Source organism: Kaistia sp. 32K (genome assembly GCF_016629525.1).
Taxonomy (GTDB): Bacteria; Pseudomonadota; Alphaproteobacteria; order Rhizobiales; family Kaistiaceae; genus Kaistia.
Genome location: NZ_AP024269.1, coordinates 3,034,542 through 3,051,221, shown reverse-complemented (window position 1 = coordinate 3,051,221; position 16,680 = coordinate 3,034,542). Strand labels below are relative to the sequence as shown.

Genomic DNA, 16,680 nt, shown 5'->3' with positions numbered 1-16,680 from the left:
GCCGCCGTCGATGCAATCATGGCGCGACTGACGATACGAAACGACCCGGACGGGGCCATCATGACATCCAATTCCGCTGCGCGCCGGGTGGCGCGCGCCACGGCCTGCTCGCTGATGCTCCTCGCCGCCACGGCCGGCGCTCGGGCCGGCACGCTCGAGGACGTCAAGGCGCGGGGCAAGCTCGTCTGCGGCGTCAGCGAGGGGCTCGGCGGGTTCTCCGAGAAGGACGAGACTGGCGCCTGGCGCGGCTTCGACGTCGATTTCTGCAAGGCCGTGGCGCTGGCGATCACCGGCGACGCGACGAAGGTCGACTATGTGCCGCTCTCGGCGACCGATCGCTTCAAGGCGCTCGCCGACGGCAAGATCGACCTCCTGTCCCGCAACAGCACCTGGACGTTTTCGCGCGACGCCGGCCAGAATCTCGAATTCGTCGGCGTCAGCTATTTCGACGGTCAGGGTTTCATGGTGCCGTCGATCTATGGCGCCACCAGCCCGCTGCAGCTGAACGGGGCGACGATCTGCGTCCTGGACGAAACGACGACGCAGGACAACGCGGCCGCCTATTTCGCGCGGGCAGGGCTCAAGGTCTCGTTCCTTCCCTTCGCCGAGCGGCAGGACGCGCGAAAGGCCTATGCCGACGGCCAGTGCGATGCTTACACCGCCGATCGCTCGGCGCTGGCGGCCGAGCGCGCCGATCTGCCGAAGCCGGAAGACCACACCATCCTCAAGGACGTCATCTCGAAGGAGCCGCTCGGTCCCGTGGTGCGCGACGACGATCCGAAATGGGTCAATCTCGTGCGCTGGGTGCTGTTCGGCCTGATCGACGGCGAGGAAACCGGGCTCACCTCCACCTCGGTCGCCGGCGACAAGGCGCAGGAAGCGGCCCGGCTCGGCGCGCTGACCGGGCCGACGCTCGGCCTTTCCGACGACTGGCTCGCCAAGGTGATCGGCGGCGTCGGCAATTCCGGCGAGATCTTCGAGCGCAATCTCGGCGAGGAGACGCCGATGCAGCTTTCGCGCGGTATCAACGCCCTCTGGACACAAGGCGGAATTCTCTATGCGCCGCCCATGCAGTAGCCCGTTCCTGCGTCAGTTCGGTCTCCGGCTCTGCGCCGGTCTCTTTCTCGCGCTCGCCGCCGCGCTGCCTTCGGCCCCCGGCGCGGAGGCCGCCACCGTCAAGGAGGCGCAGCGCAACCTCGCCGTCATCCGCATCAACGCGATCGACCTTCTGGCCCGCGAAAAGCGGCTGCCACTGCCGATCCAGCAGCGCCGCGACGTCCTGCGCGCCTATTACGAGGAGCAGGCCGGCGAGCTGCTCTGGCTCCGGGACGATCGCGCCGAGGCGCTGGTGGCGATCCTGAACGATGCCGCCGCCGATGGCCTGCGGCCGGACGATTATCCGACGCGGCAGCTGATGTCGCTGATGCAGAACACCGACGCCGAGGACGTGCGTGGCCTGGCGCTGGCCGAACTGTTCTTCTCCGCCGCCTTCCTCGAATATTCGGCCGACCTTTCGGTGGGGCGCTTCCTGCCGAGCAAGGTCGATCCCAACTTCTTCCTGAAGGCGCGGACCTTCGACCAGGCGGCGGCGCTGCAGGCGGTCGCCAAGGCCGACGACCTCATCGATTTCTTCGACGCCTGGCAGCCGGCCAGCAGCTACTACGCCGCGCTCCGGGGCGCGCTCGCCCAATATCGCGAGCTGGAAGCGGAAGGGGGCTGGGACCTCGTTCCGCTCGGGGCCACGCTGAAGCCCGGCATGACCGATCCGCGCGTCGTGGCGATCCGCGAGCGTCTGTCGGCGACCGATGGCGCCGATCCGTCGCCGGCGGCCGGCGCGGCGGAGACCTACGACGCCGAGCTGGTGGCGGCGGTCAAGCGCTTCCAGGCCCGCCACGGGCTCGATGTCGATGGCGTCGTCGGGCCGGCGGCGCTGGTCGCGATGAACGTGCCGATCGAGGATCGCATCCAGGAAATCGAGCTGGCGATGGAGCGCTGGCGCTGGATGCCGCGCGATCTCGGCGAGCAATATCTGATGGTCAACATCGCCGGCTTCGAGCTGCGCCGGGTCAAGGCCGGCGAAACCGAGCAGCGCATGTCGGTCGTCGTCGGCAAGCCCTACAGCCGCACGCCGGTGTTCAGCGATCAGGTCCGCTATATCGAGCTGAACCCCTACTGGACCGTGCCGTCCGGCATCGCCGTCAAGGAGGAGCTGGGCAAGCTGCGCAGCAACCCGGGCGGCCTGTCGGCGCAGGGTTTCGAGGCCGTGCGCGGCAAGGACGTCTACGACCTCCGCTCGATCAACTGGTCGAATTACGGGCCCGGCAACTTCCCGTTCCAGCTGCGCCAGCAGCCGGGACCGAAGAACGCGCTCGGCCGCGTCAAGTTCATGTTCCCGAACGAGCACAATGTCTATCTGCACGATACGCCGTCGCGCAGCCTGTTCGCGCGCAGCGAGCGGGCCTTCAGCCATGGCTGCATCCGCGTCAGCAAGCCGCTGGAACTGGCCCAGCAGGTGCTGATCGCCGGCGGCGTCTCCGGCTGGAACATGGACCGGATCAACAGCGTGGTGGCGACGGAGAAGAACACCGTCGTCAAGCTCAACCAGCCGCTGCCGATCCATCTCACCTATCTGACCGCCTGGGTCGACGAGGACGGTGTCAATTTCCGCAAGGACATCTACAACCAGGACGCCAAGCTGCTGGCAGCCCTCGACGGCAAGGCGCTCGCCTGGTGATAGCAGCCCGCCTGCGCCGGTGATCCCGCTGCCGCCCGGCGAGGGCCCGTCGGCAAGTCCCCGAAACCGTTGGCGTTGACGAAGCGGCGAGGCCCCTGCGCGCATAACTGTGCATGGTCTAATTCGGAACCCGTACGAACCGTTGTTCCGCGATGGACAGGGTTCGGAGCCCTTCCTAAGCTGATCGCTGGAGATCACGACCGTCGTTGCCCGTGGGAGGAAAACCGGGCGACGGCGGCCGCTTCGATGCGAATGGCCCGGGGCAACCGGGTGTGACGGGAGGAGACCGCACGTGAACGGATTGAAGAAGCTTTCGGCCGCGCTGGGCGTCAGCCTGGCGCTGGCCGGCTTTGGCATGGGCATGGGGATGGGCGCGGCCAGCGCCCAGGACTCAAAGGTCTTCAAGATCTGGTGGTACGAGGCGCCGGAAAGCGCGATGGCGATCGCCTGGAACCAGGCCATCGAGGAGTTCAAGGCGAAGCATCCGGACCTGACCATCGCCTTCGAGCAGAAGAGCTGGGACCAGATCGAGAAGGCCGGCAGCCTGATGCTGAATTCCAACGAGGCGCCGGACCTCATGGAATACAACAAGGGCAACGCGATCGCCGGCCTCGCCGCGTCGCAGGGGCTTTTGACCGACCTCACCGATGTCGCCAAGGAGCGCGGCTGGGACAAGATCCTGACCGAGGGCCAGCAGGCGCTCGGCCGCTATGACGATCGCGGCATTTTCGGCGGCGGGCCGCTGATCGGCGTGCCCGATTACGGCGAGTTCGTCACGGTCTACTACAACAAGGACCTGTTCAAGGCGAACAACCTCGAGGTCCCGACGACGTTCGAGGAATTCGAGACCGTGCTCGACGCCTTCGTCGCCAAGGGGATCACGCCGATCGCGGAAGCCGCCAACGATTATCCGGCGCAGCACCTGCTCTACGAGCTGGCGCTGATCAAGGCCGATCCGGAGTGGGTCGCCAACTACCAGGGCCTGAAGGCGCCGCTCGACACCGCGCCCTATCTCTACGGCGCGCAGAAGCTGCAGGAATGGGTCCAGAAGGGCTACGTCTCGAAGGACGCGACCGGCCTCAAGGCGCAGGACATGGCCAATCTGTTCATGGCCGGCAAGGCGCCGATGATCATCTCGGGAACCTGGTTCGCGGGCGAGTTCAAGTCGAAGATCGATGGCTTCGAGTGGGGCCACTTCCTGTTCCCCGGCAAGAACATCTCGGCCGGCTCGACCGGCAACATCTGGGTCGTGCCGAAGAACGGCAAGAACAAGGAACTCGCCTATGAGTTCATCGACCTGACGCTGACCAAGGCGAACCAGGCGCTGCTCGGCAATTCCGGCGGCGTGCCGGTGGCGGCCGATCCCTCCGACGTCACCGATCCCGTCGGCAACATGCTGACCTCCGGCTTCAAGACGCTGTCCGACCGCGACGGCCTCGGCTTCTATCCGGATTGGCCGGCGCCGGGCTACTACAACCTCCTGATGCAGAAGACGCAGGCGCTGATCGGCGGCTCGCTGACGCCGGAGGCGTTCATCGAGGCGATCGCCGGCCCCTACAACGAGGCCTATGAAGAGGCGAACTGACGCCGCTTCCCTGCCTTGCCACCCGGCCTCGCGCCGGGTGGCGCATTTGGATCCCTGCAATAGGAAATGATCGCGGATGGCCTCGACGTCTCACGCGGCGAAGGACCGGCATGTCAGCGAGAGCGGTTATGCGCTCTTCCTGATCCCGGGCCTGATCGGCTTCGCGCTGGTGGTGCTGCTGCCCTTTCTGATGAATCTCGGCATCAGCTTCACGCGCTGGAAGGGCATCGGCATGCCGACCTTCATCGGCATCGACAACTACGCCCGGCTGATCCGCGACGGCACGTTCTGGGCCGCCTTCCAGCACAGCATCGCCGCCGTCATCGCCATGGCGGCGATCCCGACCGCGCTCGGCCTGTTCCTGGCCGCCGTGCTCTACGACTATGTCGCGCCGCGCTTCGGCGGGAAGATCTCGAGCTGGCTGCGCGCCGGCTTCTACCTGCCGCAGATCCTGCCGATCGCCGTCGCCGGCGTGCTCTGGGGCTGGATCCTGAGTCCGATCGGCGTGTTGAACGAGGTTCTTAAAGCGGTCGGCCTCGGCGCGCTGGCCCATAACTGGCTCGGCGATCCCAGTACCGCGCTGCTCTCCGTCATGGCGGTGATGGTGTGGCTGCAGGTCGGCTACGCGCTGGTCGTCTTCATGTCGGGCCTCGCCCGCGTCGACCCCTCGCTCTACGAGGCGGCCGAGCTCGACGGCGCGCCCTGGCTCTCGCGCTTCCGCCACATCACCATTCCGATGCTGAAGCCGGAGATCTTCGTCGTCGGGCTGACCACGACGATCGCGGCGCTGAAGGTGTTCGCGCCGGTCTATGTGCTGACCTCGGGCGGGCCTGACAACGCCACCAACGTGCCGTCCTATTTCGCCTACTACCACTTCTTCACCACCAACCGCGTCGGCTACGGCGCGGCGATCTCGTCCGTGCAGATGCTGATCACGCTGGTGCTCGGCCTCGTCTTCCTGCGCGTCCAGGCGCGTCAGACGGAAGGGGAGCGCTGAAATGGCCGAAAGCTCGATCGCCGTGACACGTTCGCGCGCCAAGAATTCCGAGACCGATCTCGGTCCTCGCCACGCCGGCGGCGCCACGCGCTGGTGGATCCTGGCGCTCCTCGTCACCGCCGTGGCGCTGACGCTGTTCCCGTTCTTGCTGGCGGCGATGAACGCCGTCAAATCGCCGACCGACTATGGCGCCAACGGGCCGCTCGGCCTGCCGCGCAGCTTCGATCTCTCGGCGCTGTTCACCTTCTGGGCCGGCGTCGATTTCGGCCGCAAGCTCTTCAACAGCGCGTTGATCAGCGGCGTCGTCGCCATCGTCGCCGTGGCGCTCAGCTTGCTCAACGCCTACGCCATCGGCATCGGCAAGATCCGCGGCCGCAACTGGATCCTGGTGCTGTTCCTGATGGGCGTGATGGTGCCGCAGGAATCGCTCGTCTATCCGATCTACTACCTGTTCAAGTCGGTCGGCCTCTACGACACCAAGACGTCTGTCATCATCGTCTTCGCCGTGCTGCAGAGCGCCTTCGGCACCTATCTGCTGTCGGCAGTGATGACGGCGTTCCCGCGCGAGATCATCGAGGCGGCGCAGATGGACGGCGCCAACAAGTTCCAGGTGCTCTGGCATGTCGTCATGCCGGTGCTGCGCCCGACGCTGATGGTGCTCGGCACCTTCTTCTTCATCTGGACCTGGAACGAGTTCCTGCTGCCGCTGGTGCTATTGATCTCGAACGACAACCAGACGGTCTCGGTCGCGATGGGAACGCTGCGGGGGCAATACACCAGCGATCCCACCACGAGCGCCGCCGCGGCGCTGCTCGGCATCGTGCCGACGGTGCTGTTCTTCCTCGTCTTTCAGCGCAGCCTGATGCGCGGCATCACGGTCGGCGCCATCAAGTAGCGCGTTTTCGAGCGAAGTGGATGCCGGTTCGCGTGAAGAAAACGCGATTGGACAAAGGGCTAGATCATTTCTTCGTTTCCGCGAAACGAGGAAATGATCTAGCGCCGGCCGCCCTTCAGAACGAGCCGAACAGGCCGCCGAGCAGGATGACCGCGACGAGGGCGATCATCGCGCCGACGATGCCGACCATGACGATGTCGCGATAGCCCTCGCGATGGCTGACGCCGCAGACGGCGAGCAGCGTCACCACCGCGCCGTTGTGCGGCAGGCTGTCGAGCGTGCCGGACGCCATCACGGCGACGCGGTGGAGCAGGGCCGGGTCCATGCCGATGGCGGCGGCGCGCTCCAGATAGGTCGGGCCGAGCGCGTCGAGCGCGATGGTGAGGCCGCCGGAGGCCGAGCCGGTCAGGGCGGCGAGGATGTTGGTCGCGGCGGCAAGCGAGACGAGCGGTCCGCCGCCGATGCCGAGCACCCAGTCGCTGACGACCTGGAAGGCCGGCATCGCCGCCACCACCGCGCCGAAGCCGACGAGGCTCGCGACGCTGAGTACCGGCAGCACGGAGGCGTTGGCGCCGGCGTCGATGGTGGCCCGCACCGCCGGAAGGCGGCGGAAATTGATCGCCAGCGCGACGACGATGGCGCTGGCGAGCGCGGTGATCACCGCCCAGACGCCGCCGACGCCGGCGAGCGAGGTCTCGCCGAAGCGGGGCTCGGCCAGGAAGGCGAGGTCGAGACGCGGCAGGATCTCCAGCGACATCGTCATGTTGACGAGAATGACGACGACGAGCGGCAGCGCCGCGAGGAAGAGCGACGGCGCCGCGGCGCTCCGCTCGCCGCGCGAAAGCTCGGCGGTGTCGAACTCGTGCGCTGCGGCCGCCCGTTCGCGCAGGCCGTCCTCCTTGTTGGCGGTGTCGACCGTCGTCGTGCCGCCAAAGCCTTCGCCGGCTTTTCGCGCTGCCGTCTCGACCCGGCCGAGCCAGGCCATGCCGAAGACCAGCATGATGATCGAGGCGATGATGCCGAGGCCGGGGGCGGCAAAGGGCGTGGTGCCGAAGAACGGCATCGGGATGGCGTTCTGGATCGAGGGCGTGCCTGGGAAGGCCGACATGGTGAAGGTCGAGGTGCCGAGCGCGATCGCCGCTGGCATCAGCCGGCGGGGTACATTCGCGACGCGGAAGACCTGCCCCGCCATCGGCGCCAGCACGAAGAAGGCGACGAACAGGCTGACGCCGCCGAAGGTGACGATGGCGCCGGCGAGCACCACGGCGAGCACGGCGCGACCCTCGCCGAGCCTCTTGATCATCGCGTCGGCGATGACCGTCACCGAGCCGCTGTCCTCCATCAGCTTGCCGAACAGCGCGCCGAGCAGGAAGAGCGGGAAGAACTGCGCCAGGAACTGCGCGGCGCTTCCCATGAAGGTCTGCGTCCAGTGGGCGAGCAGCGGTTCACCGGAGAACAGCGCCGCGACGAGGGCGGCGAGCGGCGCGAGCAGCAGCACGGTCCAGCCGCGGAAGGCGAGGCCGACGAGGAGCGCGAGGCCGAGGACGATGCCAAGCAGTCCCATGCTCAGCACTCCTGCAGCAGGACGTCGATATCGGCGCTGGAGCGCTCGCCGATATCGTCGCCATGGTCGTCGAGGAATTCCGTCGCCGCGCGCCGGCCCTCGTCGCGCAGCATGGTGAGGAAGGCCCATTCGGCGTTGAGCTTGGAGGAATGGCCGAGATCGGTCATCAGATCGGTCATGATCCGATGGGTGCGCATGCCGGCCCAGCGCGCGCCTTCGGGTGTCGCCGGCGTCGCCATCTCGCGCATAGCGCGATCATGCGCAGTTCCTTCATCAGGGCAGCGTTGAACGATATCTCGTTGAGCCGGTTCAGGATTTCTGACGCCGTGCGCGGCGTGCCCGGCCGTTCGCGCGGGTTGATCTGGACGAGAATCGTATCGAGCGCGTCGCTCTCGCGGATCAGCGGCGTGATCGTCGGGTTGCCGACATAGCCGCCGTCCCAATAGGGATCGCCGTCGATTTCGACCGCCTGGAACATGGTCGGCAGGCAGGCGGAGGCGAGCAGGACGTCGGGCGTGATCTCCTTGTTGCGGAAGATGCGGCCGCGTCCGGTGCGGACATTCGTCGCCGTGACGAAGATCTTGATCGGCGCCTTGGCGAGGCGATCGAAATCGACGCTCTCGGCCAGGATGTCGGTCAGCGGATTGTAGCCCATGGGGTTCAGGTCATAGGGCGAGAACATCCTCGCCATCAGATCCATGGTGAGGAAGGCGGGCGAACCGTCGAGCGACCAGTTACCCATGATCTTGTCGAGCGGGCTGCGCTGCAGCGGGCTCATCGTGCCGGCCTTGGCGACGCGCTCCCAGAAATCGTGCAGCGCGGCGCGGGCGCCATCGGCGCCGCCAAGCGTCCAGCCGGAGGTCATGACGACGGCGTTCATGGCGCCGGCCGAGGTGCCCGAGACCGCCTCGATCTTCAGCCAGGGCTCCTCGAGCAGCCGGTCGAGAACGCCCCAGGTGAAGGCGCCGTGCGCGCCGCCACCCTGCAGGGCGAGGTCGATCTGGCGCGGCTCCGAGGCCTGCCTGTCCGAAATGGCTGATGGCATGTCCGTTCCCCCGGTGCGCGGGCGGATCGCCCATCCCTTGCCAATATCAGAGACACGCGAACTGCCAAGAGCACAGCGTTCCCCGACGTGAACCTAGCGTCCCAAGATCACCGTTGTGAGACGCTTCAATTTGTCGTTGCAAGAGGCATGCCGCGGGGAAGAGGGGTCAGGAGGGGCGGGTCGCCTCCATCTCGATGCGGGCAGCGCGGCGGGTGGAGACGATAAAGGCGACGACGAAGGCGGCCGTCAGCAGCAGGACGATGGTCGGGGCCGGGGCGCTGTCGAGGAAGAAGCTCAGATAGACGCCGCCGAGCGAGGCGATGACGGCGATCGCGGTTGCCAAGAGCAGCATGGCGCTGAACTTCTTCGTCAGCAGGAAGGCGATGGCGCCGGGCGAGACCAGCATGGCGATGGCGAGGATGATGCCGACCGCCTTCAGCGCGCCGACGATGGCGAGCGACAGGATCGCCAGCAGGCCGTAGTGCAGCCAGTTGACCCGGAGACCGACGACGCGCGCCTGGATCGGATCGAAGGCATGCAGCAGCAGGTCGCGCCACTTGACCGCGAGGATGCCGGTGATGAGAAGCGCGATCAGCCCGCTCTCGAGAATGTCCCGCCAGCCCACGCCGAGCATGTCGCCGAACAGGATGTGGTCCAAGTGAACGTCGGTCTCGATCTTTGTGTAGAGCACGATGCCGAGGCCGAACATGCCGGAGAACACGATGCCCATCACCGTATCCTGCTTGATGCGGCTGTTCGCCTTCAGATAGCCGCTGGCGAGCGCACAGCCCATGCCGGCGACGAAGGCGCCGACGGCAAGCGGCGCTCCGACGATATAGGCGACGACGACGCCGGGCAGCACGGCATGCGAGATGGCGTCGCCCATCAGCGACCAGCCCTTCAGCACGAGATAGCAGGAGAGCAGCGCCGTCGGCACTGCGACGAGGGCCGAGATGATGAGCGCGTTCTGCATGAACGCGAACTGGAGGGGTTGCAGCAGCGTGTCGATCATGATGCCGTTTCCAGGGCTTCCGCCGCGCGGCGGCGGGCGGCGAGCAGGCCGTGCTTGGGGGCGAGGAGGAAAGCCAAGAGGAAGATCAGCGTCTGCAGCACGACGATGATGCCGCCCGTCGCGCCGTCGAGGAAATAGCTCGCATAGGCGCCGACGAAACTGGTCACGGCGCCGACGGCGACGCTGATCGCGAGCAGGCGCGGGAAGCGGTCGGTGAGCAGATAGGCGGTGGCCCCCGGCGTCACCACCATGGCGATGACCAGGAAGGCGCCGACCGTCTGCAGCGCCGCGACGGTGCAGGCCGAGAGCAGGGTGAAGAACAGGATCTTCAGGAAGGTCGGGTTGAGGCCGATCGAGCGGGCGTGACTCTCGTCGAAGAAGGTGACCATCAGGTCCTTCCACTTCACCATCAGGATCGCCAGCGAGACGAAGCCGATGATGGCGAGCTGCAGCGTGTCCTCCGGCGTGATGGCGAGGATGTTGCCGAGCACGATGGTCTGGATGTTCACTGATGTCGGCGACAACGACACCATGAACAGGCCGAGGCCGAAGAAGCCGGTGAAGATCAGCCCGATGATGGCGTCTTCCTTCAGCTTGGTGCGCTGGTTGAGGAACAGCATGGCGGCGGCGGCGAGGCCGCCGGAGAAAAAGGCGCCGATCGAGAACGGCAGGCCCAGCATGTAGGCGCCGGCGACGCCCGGCACGATCGAATGCGAAAGCGCGTCGCCGATCAGCGACCAGCCCTTCAGCATCAGATAGGCGGAGAGGAAGGCGCAGACGCCGCCGACCAAGGCGCTGACCCACATGGCGTTCAGCATGTAGCCATAGGCGAACGGCTCGAGGAGGGTCGCGATCACGGTTGCGCCTCCAGCCGCTCGCCGACGGGCTGGAGCAGCAGCGGGCTCTCGTCGTCGGTCAGGATGTCGATCGACCCGCCGGCGAGGTCGGCGTCGAGCACGACATGGCGCAGCACGCCGCCGAAGGTCTTTTCCAGATTGGCGCGGGTAAACGTCTCGCGCGTCGGGCCATGGGCGAGCACGGTGCGGTTCAAAAGCACGGCGCGATCGCAGAATTCCGGTACGCTGCCGAGATTGTGGGTCGAGACCAGCATGACGCGGCCCTCGTCGCGCAGGCCCCGCAGCAGTTCGATGATCGCCGCTTCGGTCTGCACGTCGACGCCGGTGAAGGGTTCGTCGAGCAGGATGACGCGGCCGTCCTGCGCCAGCGCGCGGGCGAGGAAGACGCGCTTCCGCTGGCCTCCGGAAAGCTCGCCGATCTGGCGCTTGCGCATCGCGCTCATGCCGACCCGTTCCAGCGCGTCGGCGACCGCTTCGTGGTCGCGCGCCTTGGCGAGGCGCATCATGCCCATGTGGCCGTAACGCCCCATCATCACGACGTCCTCGACGAGGACCGGAAAGTTCCAGTCGACGTCCTCGCTCTGCGGCACATAGGCGACGAGGTTCTGCCGGAGCGCCTTCTCGACCGGCTGGCCGAGGATGGTGATCGAGCCGCGCGAGACGCGGACGAAGCCCATGATCGCCTTGAAGAGCGTGGACTTGCCGCTGCCGTTGACGCCGACCAGCGCCGTGATCGTGCCGGTCGGGATGGAGAAGCTGGCGTCGCGCAGCGCCGTGTGGCCGTTGCGATAGGTGACCGTCGCGCCTGCGACCGCGATGCCGGCGGCGAGCGCCGAACGGGAGGGAAGGGGCGCGTTCATTCGCCGAGTACCGGGTTTTCGACGATGCCGTTGGCGATCGTCTCGGAGGTGACGCGCAAGAGATCGAGATAGGTCGGCACCGGGCCGTCCGCCTCGCTGAGGCTGTCGACATAGAGCACGCCGCCATAGGCAGCGCCGGTCTCGCGCGCCACCTGCTTGGCCGGATTGGCCGAGATCGTGCTTTCGCTGAAGACGACGGGGATCTTGTTGGCGCGCACCGCGTCGATGACCTTGCGCACCTGCTTCGGCGTGCCCTGCTGGTCGGCGTTGATCGGCCAGAGATAGAGCTCCTTCAGGCCGAAATCGCGCGCGAGATACGAGAACGCGCCTTCGCTCGAAACGAGCCAGCGCTTCTCTTCCGGAATGGCGGCGAGCGCGTCGCGGATTGGCGCGACCGTGGCGTCGATCTTCGCCTTGTAGGCCTCGGCATTCGCCTTGTAGGTCTCGGCGTTGGCCGGGTCGTATTTCACGAAGGCGTCGCGGATGTTGTCGACGTAGAGACGCGCCGCGGTGGGCGACATCCAGGCATGCGGGTTGGGCTTGCCGGAATAGGGCCCTTCCGAAATGCCCATCGGCTCGACGCCGGCCGAGATCGTCGCCTGCGGCACACCGTCGAGATTGGCGAAGAATTTCTCGAACCAGAGTTCGAGGCCGAGCCCGTTCCAGAGGATCAGCTGCGCGTCCTGCGCCTTCACGATGTCGCCCGGCGTCGGCTGGTAATTATGGATCTCGGCGCCCGGCTTGGTGATGGATTCCACGATCGCGGCATCGCCGGCGACGTTCTGGGCCATGTCGGCGATGATGGTGAAGGTCGTGACCGCCTTGAAGGGTTTTTGGCCTTCGGCGGCCCGGGTCTCTTCGGCAGCGAATGCATGGCCCGGCAGCGCCGCCGAGGAGAGGGCGGTTGCCACGAGCAGTCCGGACAGGGCGAAGAGAAGGCGGCGACGCACGCGGTCGAGCATGTTTTCCATTTCCTGATGCTGCAATTGCGAATTATTCGCAGTCACGTTTGCACGGCAGAAGCGCAATTGCAACTCATTCGCAAAAAGAATGACGTAGCGATGACATGGGGTGGGAGTGATGGCGGGAGGCGAGGAGGGTGAGGGGACCGGAGTGAGGCCCGGAATGCAGGATCGAAGGGCGGCGTGCCGTTCTGGGCCTCTGCCTGAGTGTCTGGTCCGGAATGTTGGGACTTAGGTGGAAGCCGGCCTCCTTCTTGAACCTCCCCCTTGAGGGGGGGGCGAAAACGCCCTTCGCGTTTTCGGGAGGGGGGAGTTCGCGGAGTCTGCGGCAAGCCTGACGAAGAACCCCTCCCCAAGACCGCCTGATGGCGGTCTTGACCCTCCCTCAAGGGGAGGGTTCCAGGCCGGTTCCTGGCCAGAGATGCGCGAGGGGTCACCTTGAGGCGAGAGGTGAAGGGCCCTCGTTGAGGCGCTGAAGTCTGGTTCACCCTCCGCCGTCATCCCTGCGAAAGCAGGGATCCATGCCTCGGCGCCGCTCGCGCCGACGCTCGTGGCTCGGCGACAAATCCGTGTTTGTCGCTGCGCGACCCCGCTCCGCTGCGCCAGGCGGCCGACTGTCCCGCTGCTGACAGATGGATCCCGGATCTCCGCTTCGCTGCGTCCGGGATGACGGCGAGCGGGCGGGGGAAATTGCGGGCCAGATACTCAGGTCGCGGCAAGGGCGCGTCAGGCGGGCGGGCGGAAAGGAGAACAACCGACCTTGCGAATCCATGGGCCTGACGACAAAGGTGGGTCGGGCTTACCGCTGAGACGACAGGGACCGGGACATGCAGCAGACCTCACAGCAACAGGCCATGCTGGCCATGCTGGATCGCGCGCCGATGGGCATCGCGCATTACTGGCTCTTCCTGCTGTCGACCGGCGGCACCATGCTCGGCGGCGTTTCCGTCTTCACGCTCGGCGTCGCCCTGCCGCTGCTGGTCCAGAGCTTCGCAATAAACGCCGCGATGCAGGGCCTGCTCGGCGCGGCTTTGCTCGCCGGCGCGGTTCCGGGCGCCGCACTCGGCGGCCCGCTCGCCGACCGCTTCGGGCGCAAGCCGCTGATGCTCATCGACACGCTGGTGATGATGGCAGGCGCGCTGATCGCTGTCTTCGCCGGCGACGCCACCATCCTGATGCTCGGCCTCTTCGTGTTCGGCGTCGGCGTCGGCATCGACTATCCGGTATCGAGCACCTATGTCGCCGAGTGGATGCCGGCCGCGGCGCGCAGCCGGATCATGGTTGCGACGATCACCTTCCAGGCGGTCGGCTTCATGCTGGCGGCGGCGCTGACGGCCGCGATCCTCGCCGTCGTCGACGCCACCGACGCGTGGCGCGGCTTCATGGCGACGCTGGCGGCCCTTCCGCTGCTGTTTCTTCTCGGCCGCCTCTTCACGCCGGAGAGTGCGCGCTGGCTGATGAGCCGGGGGCGAAACCGCGAGGCGGCGCGGTCGATCGGCGCGGTGATCGCCGCCGACCGGGCGAAGCTCGCGGAGATGGGGGCCGCGGCGGCCGAGGCCGTGCATCTGGTCGCCAAGACGCCGGAGGCGGTGAAATCCGACGGCATCGCCGCGCTGTTCGGCAGCGCCTATCGCCGCCGCACCTGGCTCGCCTGCGTGCCGTGGTTCCTGATGGATATCGCCTCCTACGGCATCGGCCTCTTCACCCCAATGCTGCTGGCGGACCTGCATTTCGGCTCGGCCCGCAGCGGGGCGGTGCTTGCCGATTTCTCGGAGATCGGCGGCTCCTCGCTGATCGACATCTTCCTGCTGGTCGGCTTCCTGGCGGCGTTCTGGGTCATCCCGCGCTATGGCCATCTGCGCCCGCAGGTCTATGGCTTCCTCGGCATGACCGCCGGCATGCTGGTCCTGGTCGCGGCGCTCTGGGCCGGTGGTCCCGCCCATCCGTCCGTCGCCGTCATATTCGCCGGCTTCATCCTGTTCAACCTCGCCATGAATGTCGGGCCGCATTCGACCACCTTCGCGCTGCCGGCGGAACTGTTCCCGACGCAGCTGCGCGGCGCCGGCTCGGGCTTCGCCTCGGCCTCGGCCAAGGTGGGCGCGGCGCTCGGCGCCTTCCTGCTGCCGATCGTCAAGGCGGAATACGGGCTTTCGGCCGTGCTGCTGCTGGTGGCGGGCGTCAGCCTTCTCGGCGCGCTCGTGACGGCGGTGCTGGTCGAGGAACTGGGCGGCGCGGCGAGCCTGGAGCAGCGGCACGGGCCGGACGCTCAGCCGGCCGCTTCGGACGGCAAGGCGGCGCTCAGATCAGCTTGAGGCCGCGAAAGCTCGCATGGCCCTGGCGGCCGACGATGATGTGATCATGCACGGCGATGCCGAGCGGGCCGGCGATCTCGACGATCGTCTTGGTCATCTCGATGTCGGCGCGCGACGGCGTCGGGTCGCCGGAAGGATGGTTATGGGCGAGCACCAGGGCGGTGGCCGATAGTTCCAGCGCCCGCTTCACCACCTCGCGCGGATAGACCGGCGTGTGGTCGACGGTGCCGACCTGCTGGACCTCGTCGGCGATCAGCACGTTCTTGCGATCGAGGAAGAGGATGCGGAACTGCTCCTTTTCCTCATACGCCATGGCGGCGCGGCAATAGTCGACCACGGCGCTCCACGAGCCGAGCAGCGGCCGTTGGCGCACCGCGCCGCGGGCATAGCGGGTGGCGGCGGCATGCACGAGCTTCAGATGCGTGGCGACGGAGGCGCCGACGCCGGGAATTTCAGTGAGCCGCGCCTCGGGCGCCGCCAGAACGTCGGAAAACGTGCCGAAACGGGCCAGCAGCGCCTTGGCGATCGGCTTGGTGTCGCGGCGCGGCAGGGCTTGGAACAGGATCAGTTCCAGCAGCTCATAATCGGCGATCGCCTCGGCGCCGCCATCGCGAAAACGCGTCTTCAGCCGTTCGCGATGCCCCAGGAAATGGGGCGGATCGTTGGGGTTTTCGGAAAACCCGCTCATGCCCCTGTCGGGTAGGGCGGGCAGCCGTAGCCGCGCGGCGACAGGGTGAACACCTCGCAACCGGTCTCGGTGACGCCGACCGTGTGCTCGAACTGGGCCGACAGCGAACGGTCGCGGGTGACGGCGGTCCAGCCGTCGCGCAGCACCTTCACATGCGGTCGGCCGAGATTGATCATCGGCTCGATGGTGAAGATCATGCCGGGGCGCAGCTCGACGCCCTCGCCGGGATTGCCGTAGTGCAGGATGTTCGGCGTGTCGTGGAAGACCTTGCCGACGCCATGGCCGCAGAAATCGCGCACGACGCTGCAGCGCTCGGCCTCGGCGAAGGACTGGATCGCGTAGCCGATGTCGCCGGTGGTGTTGCCGGGCTTCACGGCGGCGATGCCGCGCATCAGCGATTCATAGGTCACCTCGACGAGGCGCACGGCGGCGCGCTTGACGTCGCCGACCAGGTACATCCGGCTCGAATCGCCATACCAGCCGTCGAGGATGTAGGTGACGTCGACATTGACGATGTCGCCGTCCTTGAGCGGCTTGTCGTCGGGAATGCCGTGGCAGACGACATGGTTGATCGAGGTGCAGGTCGACTTGGTGTAGCCGCGATAGCCCAGCGTCGCCGGCAGCGCGCCATGGGCGGCGCCGAATTCGTAGACGTAGCGGTCGATCTCGTCCGTCGCCACGCCCGGCTTGACGATCTCGGCGAGGCCGTCGAGGCAGGCCGCCGCCAGCTGGCCGGCGCGGTGCATGGCGGCGAAGGCCTCCTTGCCATAGAGGCGGATCTGCCCCGTGTTCTTCAGCGGGGTGGCGTCGGCGTCGACATAGGTGACCATCTGGGAACTCCGTGCCCCGTCAGCACACCATTCTGCGGCCTCGGGAACAAGTCTGATAATGAAGGTTTATCCCCGATCTGGCGTATCGGGCGGCGAGTTACAAGAGTTTTCGCGCCGGAGTGACCGCGCCGCGACGCTGCGACGCCGCTACGCCGCCTCATTGTCGGTCGGCACGACCGTGAGCCGGACCCCCAGCGCGGCCAAGAGCAAGAGTATGTCCACGCTCTGCCATCATCCTGAGGTGCTTCGCGGGAGCGAAGCCTCGAAGGAGGATCCAGCGGACCCCGCCGCTCATGACAAGCGAGTTCCCTGGACCCTCCTTCGAGGCCCGGCTGCGCC

At 66.9% G+C, this 16,680-nt stretch carries 13 protein-coding genes and 1 pseudogene; 6 read left to right on the top strand and 8 right to left on the bottom strand.

Going from position 1 to position 16,680, the window contains the following annotated elements; genetic code table 11:
- The first annotated feature begins 60 nt into the window (after positions 1–60).
- The 5 genes from K32_RS14140 (at position 61) to K32_RS14120 (ending at position 6,211) form a co-directional block, all read left to right on the top strand.
- Complete coding sequence (locus tag K32_RS14140; RefSeq protein WP_244669509.1) at positions 61–1,077, top strand: amino acid ABC transporter substrate-binding protein; 1,017 nt, start codon at positions 61–63, stop codon at positions 1,075–1,077.
- Entirely contained in the window at positions 1,058–2,734 is a 1,677-nt protein-coding gene (locus tag K32_RS14135; protein WP_201400141.1) for a murein L,D-transpeptidase, read from the top strand. The genes K32_RS14140 and K32_RS14135 overlap by 20 nt, the downstream gene beginning before the upstream one ends.
- A 292-nt stretch (positions 2,735–3,026) precedes the next feature.
- On the top strand, positions 3,027–4,319 hold the full coding sequence (locus K32_RS14130) for an ABC transporter substrate-binding protein (RefSeq protein ID WP_244669507.1): 1,293 nt from the start codon (positions 3,027–3,029) through the stop codon (positions 4,317–4,319).
- Positions 4,320–4,395: 76 nt separating this feature from the next.
- Positions 4,396–5,316, top strand: coding sequence for a carbohydrate ABC transporter permease (locus tag K32_RS14125; RefSeq protein ID WP_201400140.1), 921 nt, complete (start codon positions 4,396–4,398; stop codon positions 5,314–5,316).
- 1 nt (position 5,317) lies between these two features.
- A complete protein-coding gene (locus K32_RS14120; RefSeq protein WP_201400139.1) occupies positions 5,318–6,211 on the top strand; it encodes a carbohydrate ABC transporter permease in 894 nt (297 codons plus the stop codon).
- Between the two features lie 115 nt (positions 6,212–6,326).
- Here K32_RS14120 and K32_RS14115 read toward each other — a convergent pair whose 3' ends face one another.
- The 6 genes and pseudogenes from K32_RS14115 to K32_RS14090 form a co-directional block, all read right to left on the bottom strand.
- Positions 6,327–7,775 (bottom strand): GntP family permease, encoded by a 1,449-nt coding sequence (locus K32_RS14115; RefSeq protein WP_201400138.1) that lies wholly within the window; start codon positions 7,773–7,775, stop codon positions 6,327–6,329.
- 2 nt (positions 7,776–7,777) lie between these two features.
- Positions 7,778–8,820, bottom strand: a pseudogene (locus K32_RS14110) (patatin-like phospholipase family protein).
- Between the two features lie 166 nt (positions 8,821–8,986).
- Positions 8,987–9,832 carry a metal ABC transporter permease gene (locus K32_RS14105; protein ID WP_201400137.1) on the bottom strand — a complete coding sequence of 282 codons (846 nt, stop codon included), beginning with the start codon at positions 9,830–9,832 and terminating at the stop codon, positions 8,987–8,989.
- Positions 9,829–10,689 (bottom strand): metal ABC transporter permease, encoded by an 861-nt coding sequence (locus K32_RS14100; RefSeq protein WP_305798437.1) that lies wholly within the window; start codon positions 10,687–10,689, stop codon positions 9,829–9,831. Before K32_RS14100 ends, K32_RS14105 begins: the two co-directional genes overlap by 4 nt.
- On the bottom strand, positions 10,686–11,549 hold the full coding sequence (locus tag K32_RS14095; protein WP_201400136.1) for a manganese/iron ABC transporter ATP-binding protein: 864 nt from the start codon (positions 11,547–11,549) through the stop codon (positions 10,686–10,688). Before K32_RS14095 ends, K32_RS14100 begins: the two co-directional genes overlap by 4 nt.
- Positions 11,546–12,511 carry a metal ABC transporter substrate-binding protein gene (locus K32_RS14090; RefSeq protein ID WP_201400135.1) on the bottom strand — a complete coding sequence of 322 codons (966 nt, stop codon included), beginning with the start codon at positions 12,509–12,511 and terminating at the stop codon, positions 11,546–11,548. The genes K32_RS14095 and K32_RS14090 overlap by 4 nt, the downstream gene beginning before the upstream one ends.
- 827 nt (positions 12,512–13,338) lie before the next feature.
- On the opposite strand from K32_RS14090, the gene K32_RS14085 reads away from it, so the two are divergent.
- The gene (locus K32_RS14085; RefSeq protein WP_201400134.1) at positions 13,339–14,823 is read left to right on the top strand and encodes an MFS transporter; all 1,485 of its coding nucleotides are present in this window, start codon (positions 13,339–13,341) and stop codon (positions 14,821–14,823) included.
- Here the strand turns inward: K32_RS14085 and radC are convergent.
- Together radC and map are read right to left on the bottom strand one after the other, a co-directional pair.
- The gene (radC, locus tag K32_RS14080) at positions 14,810–15,511 is read right to left on the bottom strand and encodes a DNA repair protein RadC (RefSeq protein WP_201400133.1); all 702 of its coding nucleotides are present in this window, start codon (positions 15,509–15,511) and stop codon (positions 14,810–14,812) included. The genes K32_RS14085 and radC overlap by 14 nt on opposite strands.
- Entirely contained in the window at positions 15,508–16,341 is an 834-nt protein-coding gene (gene map / locus K32_RS14075) for a type I methionyl aminopeptidase (protein WP_201400132.1), read from the bottom strand. The genes radC and map overlap by 4 nt, the downstream gene beginning before the upstream one ends.
- Positions 16,342–16,680 lie beyond the last annotated feature (339 nt).

Bases quoted from the DNA above. Each gene is read 5' to 3' on its own strand.
- map (WP_201400132.1), bottom strand. From the start codon at position 16,341: ATGGTCACCTATGTCGACGCCGACGCCACCCCGCTGAAGAACACGGGG.
- K32_RS14105 (WP_201400137.1), bottom strand. From the start codon at position 9,832: ATGATCGACACGCTGCTGCAACCCCTCCAGTTCGCGTTCATGCAGAAC.
- radC (WP_201400133.1), bottom strand. From the start codon at position 15,511: ATGAGCGGGTTTTCCGAAAACCCCAACGATCCGCCCCATTTCCTGGGG.
- K32_RS14090 (WP_201400135.1), bottom strand. From the start codon at position 12,511: ATGCTCGACCGCGTGCGTCGCCGCCTTCTCTTCGCCCTGTCCGGACTG.
- K32_RS14085 (WP_201400134.1), top strand. From the start codon at position 13,339: ATGCAGCAGACCTCACAGCAACAGGCCATGCTGGCCATGCTGGATCGC.
- K32_RS14115 (WP_201400138.1), bottom strand. From the start codon at position 7,775: ATGGGACTGCTTGGCATCGTCCTCGGCCTCGCGCTCCTCGTCGGCCTC.
- K32_RS14140 (WP_244669509.1), top strand. From the start codon at position 61: ATGACATCCAATTCCGCTGCGCGCCGGGTGGCGCGCGCCACGGCCTGC.
- K32_RS14120 (WP_201400139.1), top strand. From the start codon at position 5,318: ATGGCCGAAAGCTCGATCGCCGTGACACGTTCGCGCGCCAAGAATTCC.
- K32_RS14135 (WP_201400141.1), top strand. From the start codon at position 1,058: ATGCGCCGCCCATGCAGTAGCCCGTTCCTGCGTCAGTTCGGTCTCCGG.
- K32_RS14125 (WP_201400140.1), top strand. From the start codon at position 4,396: ATGGCCTCGACGTCTCACGCGGCGAAGGACCGGCATGTCAGCGAGAGC.
- K32_RS14095 (WP_201400136.1), bottom strand. From the start codon at position 11,549: ATGAACGCGCCCCTTCCCTCCCGTTCGGCGCTCGCCGCCGGCATCGCG.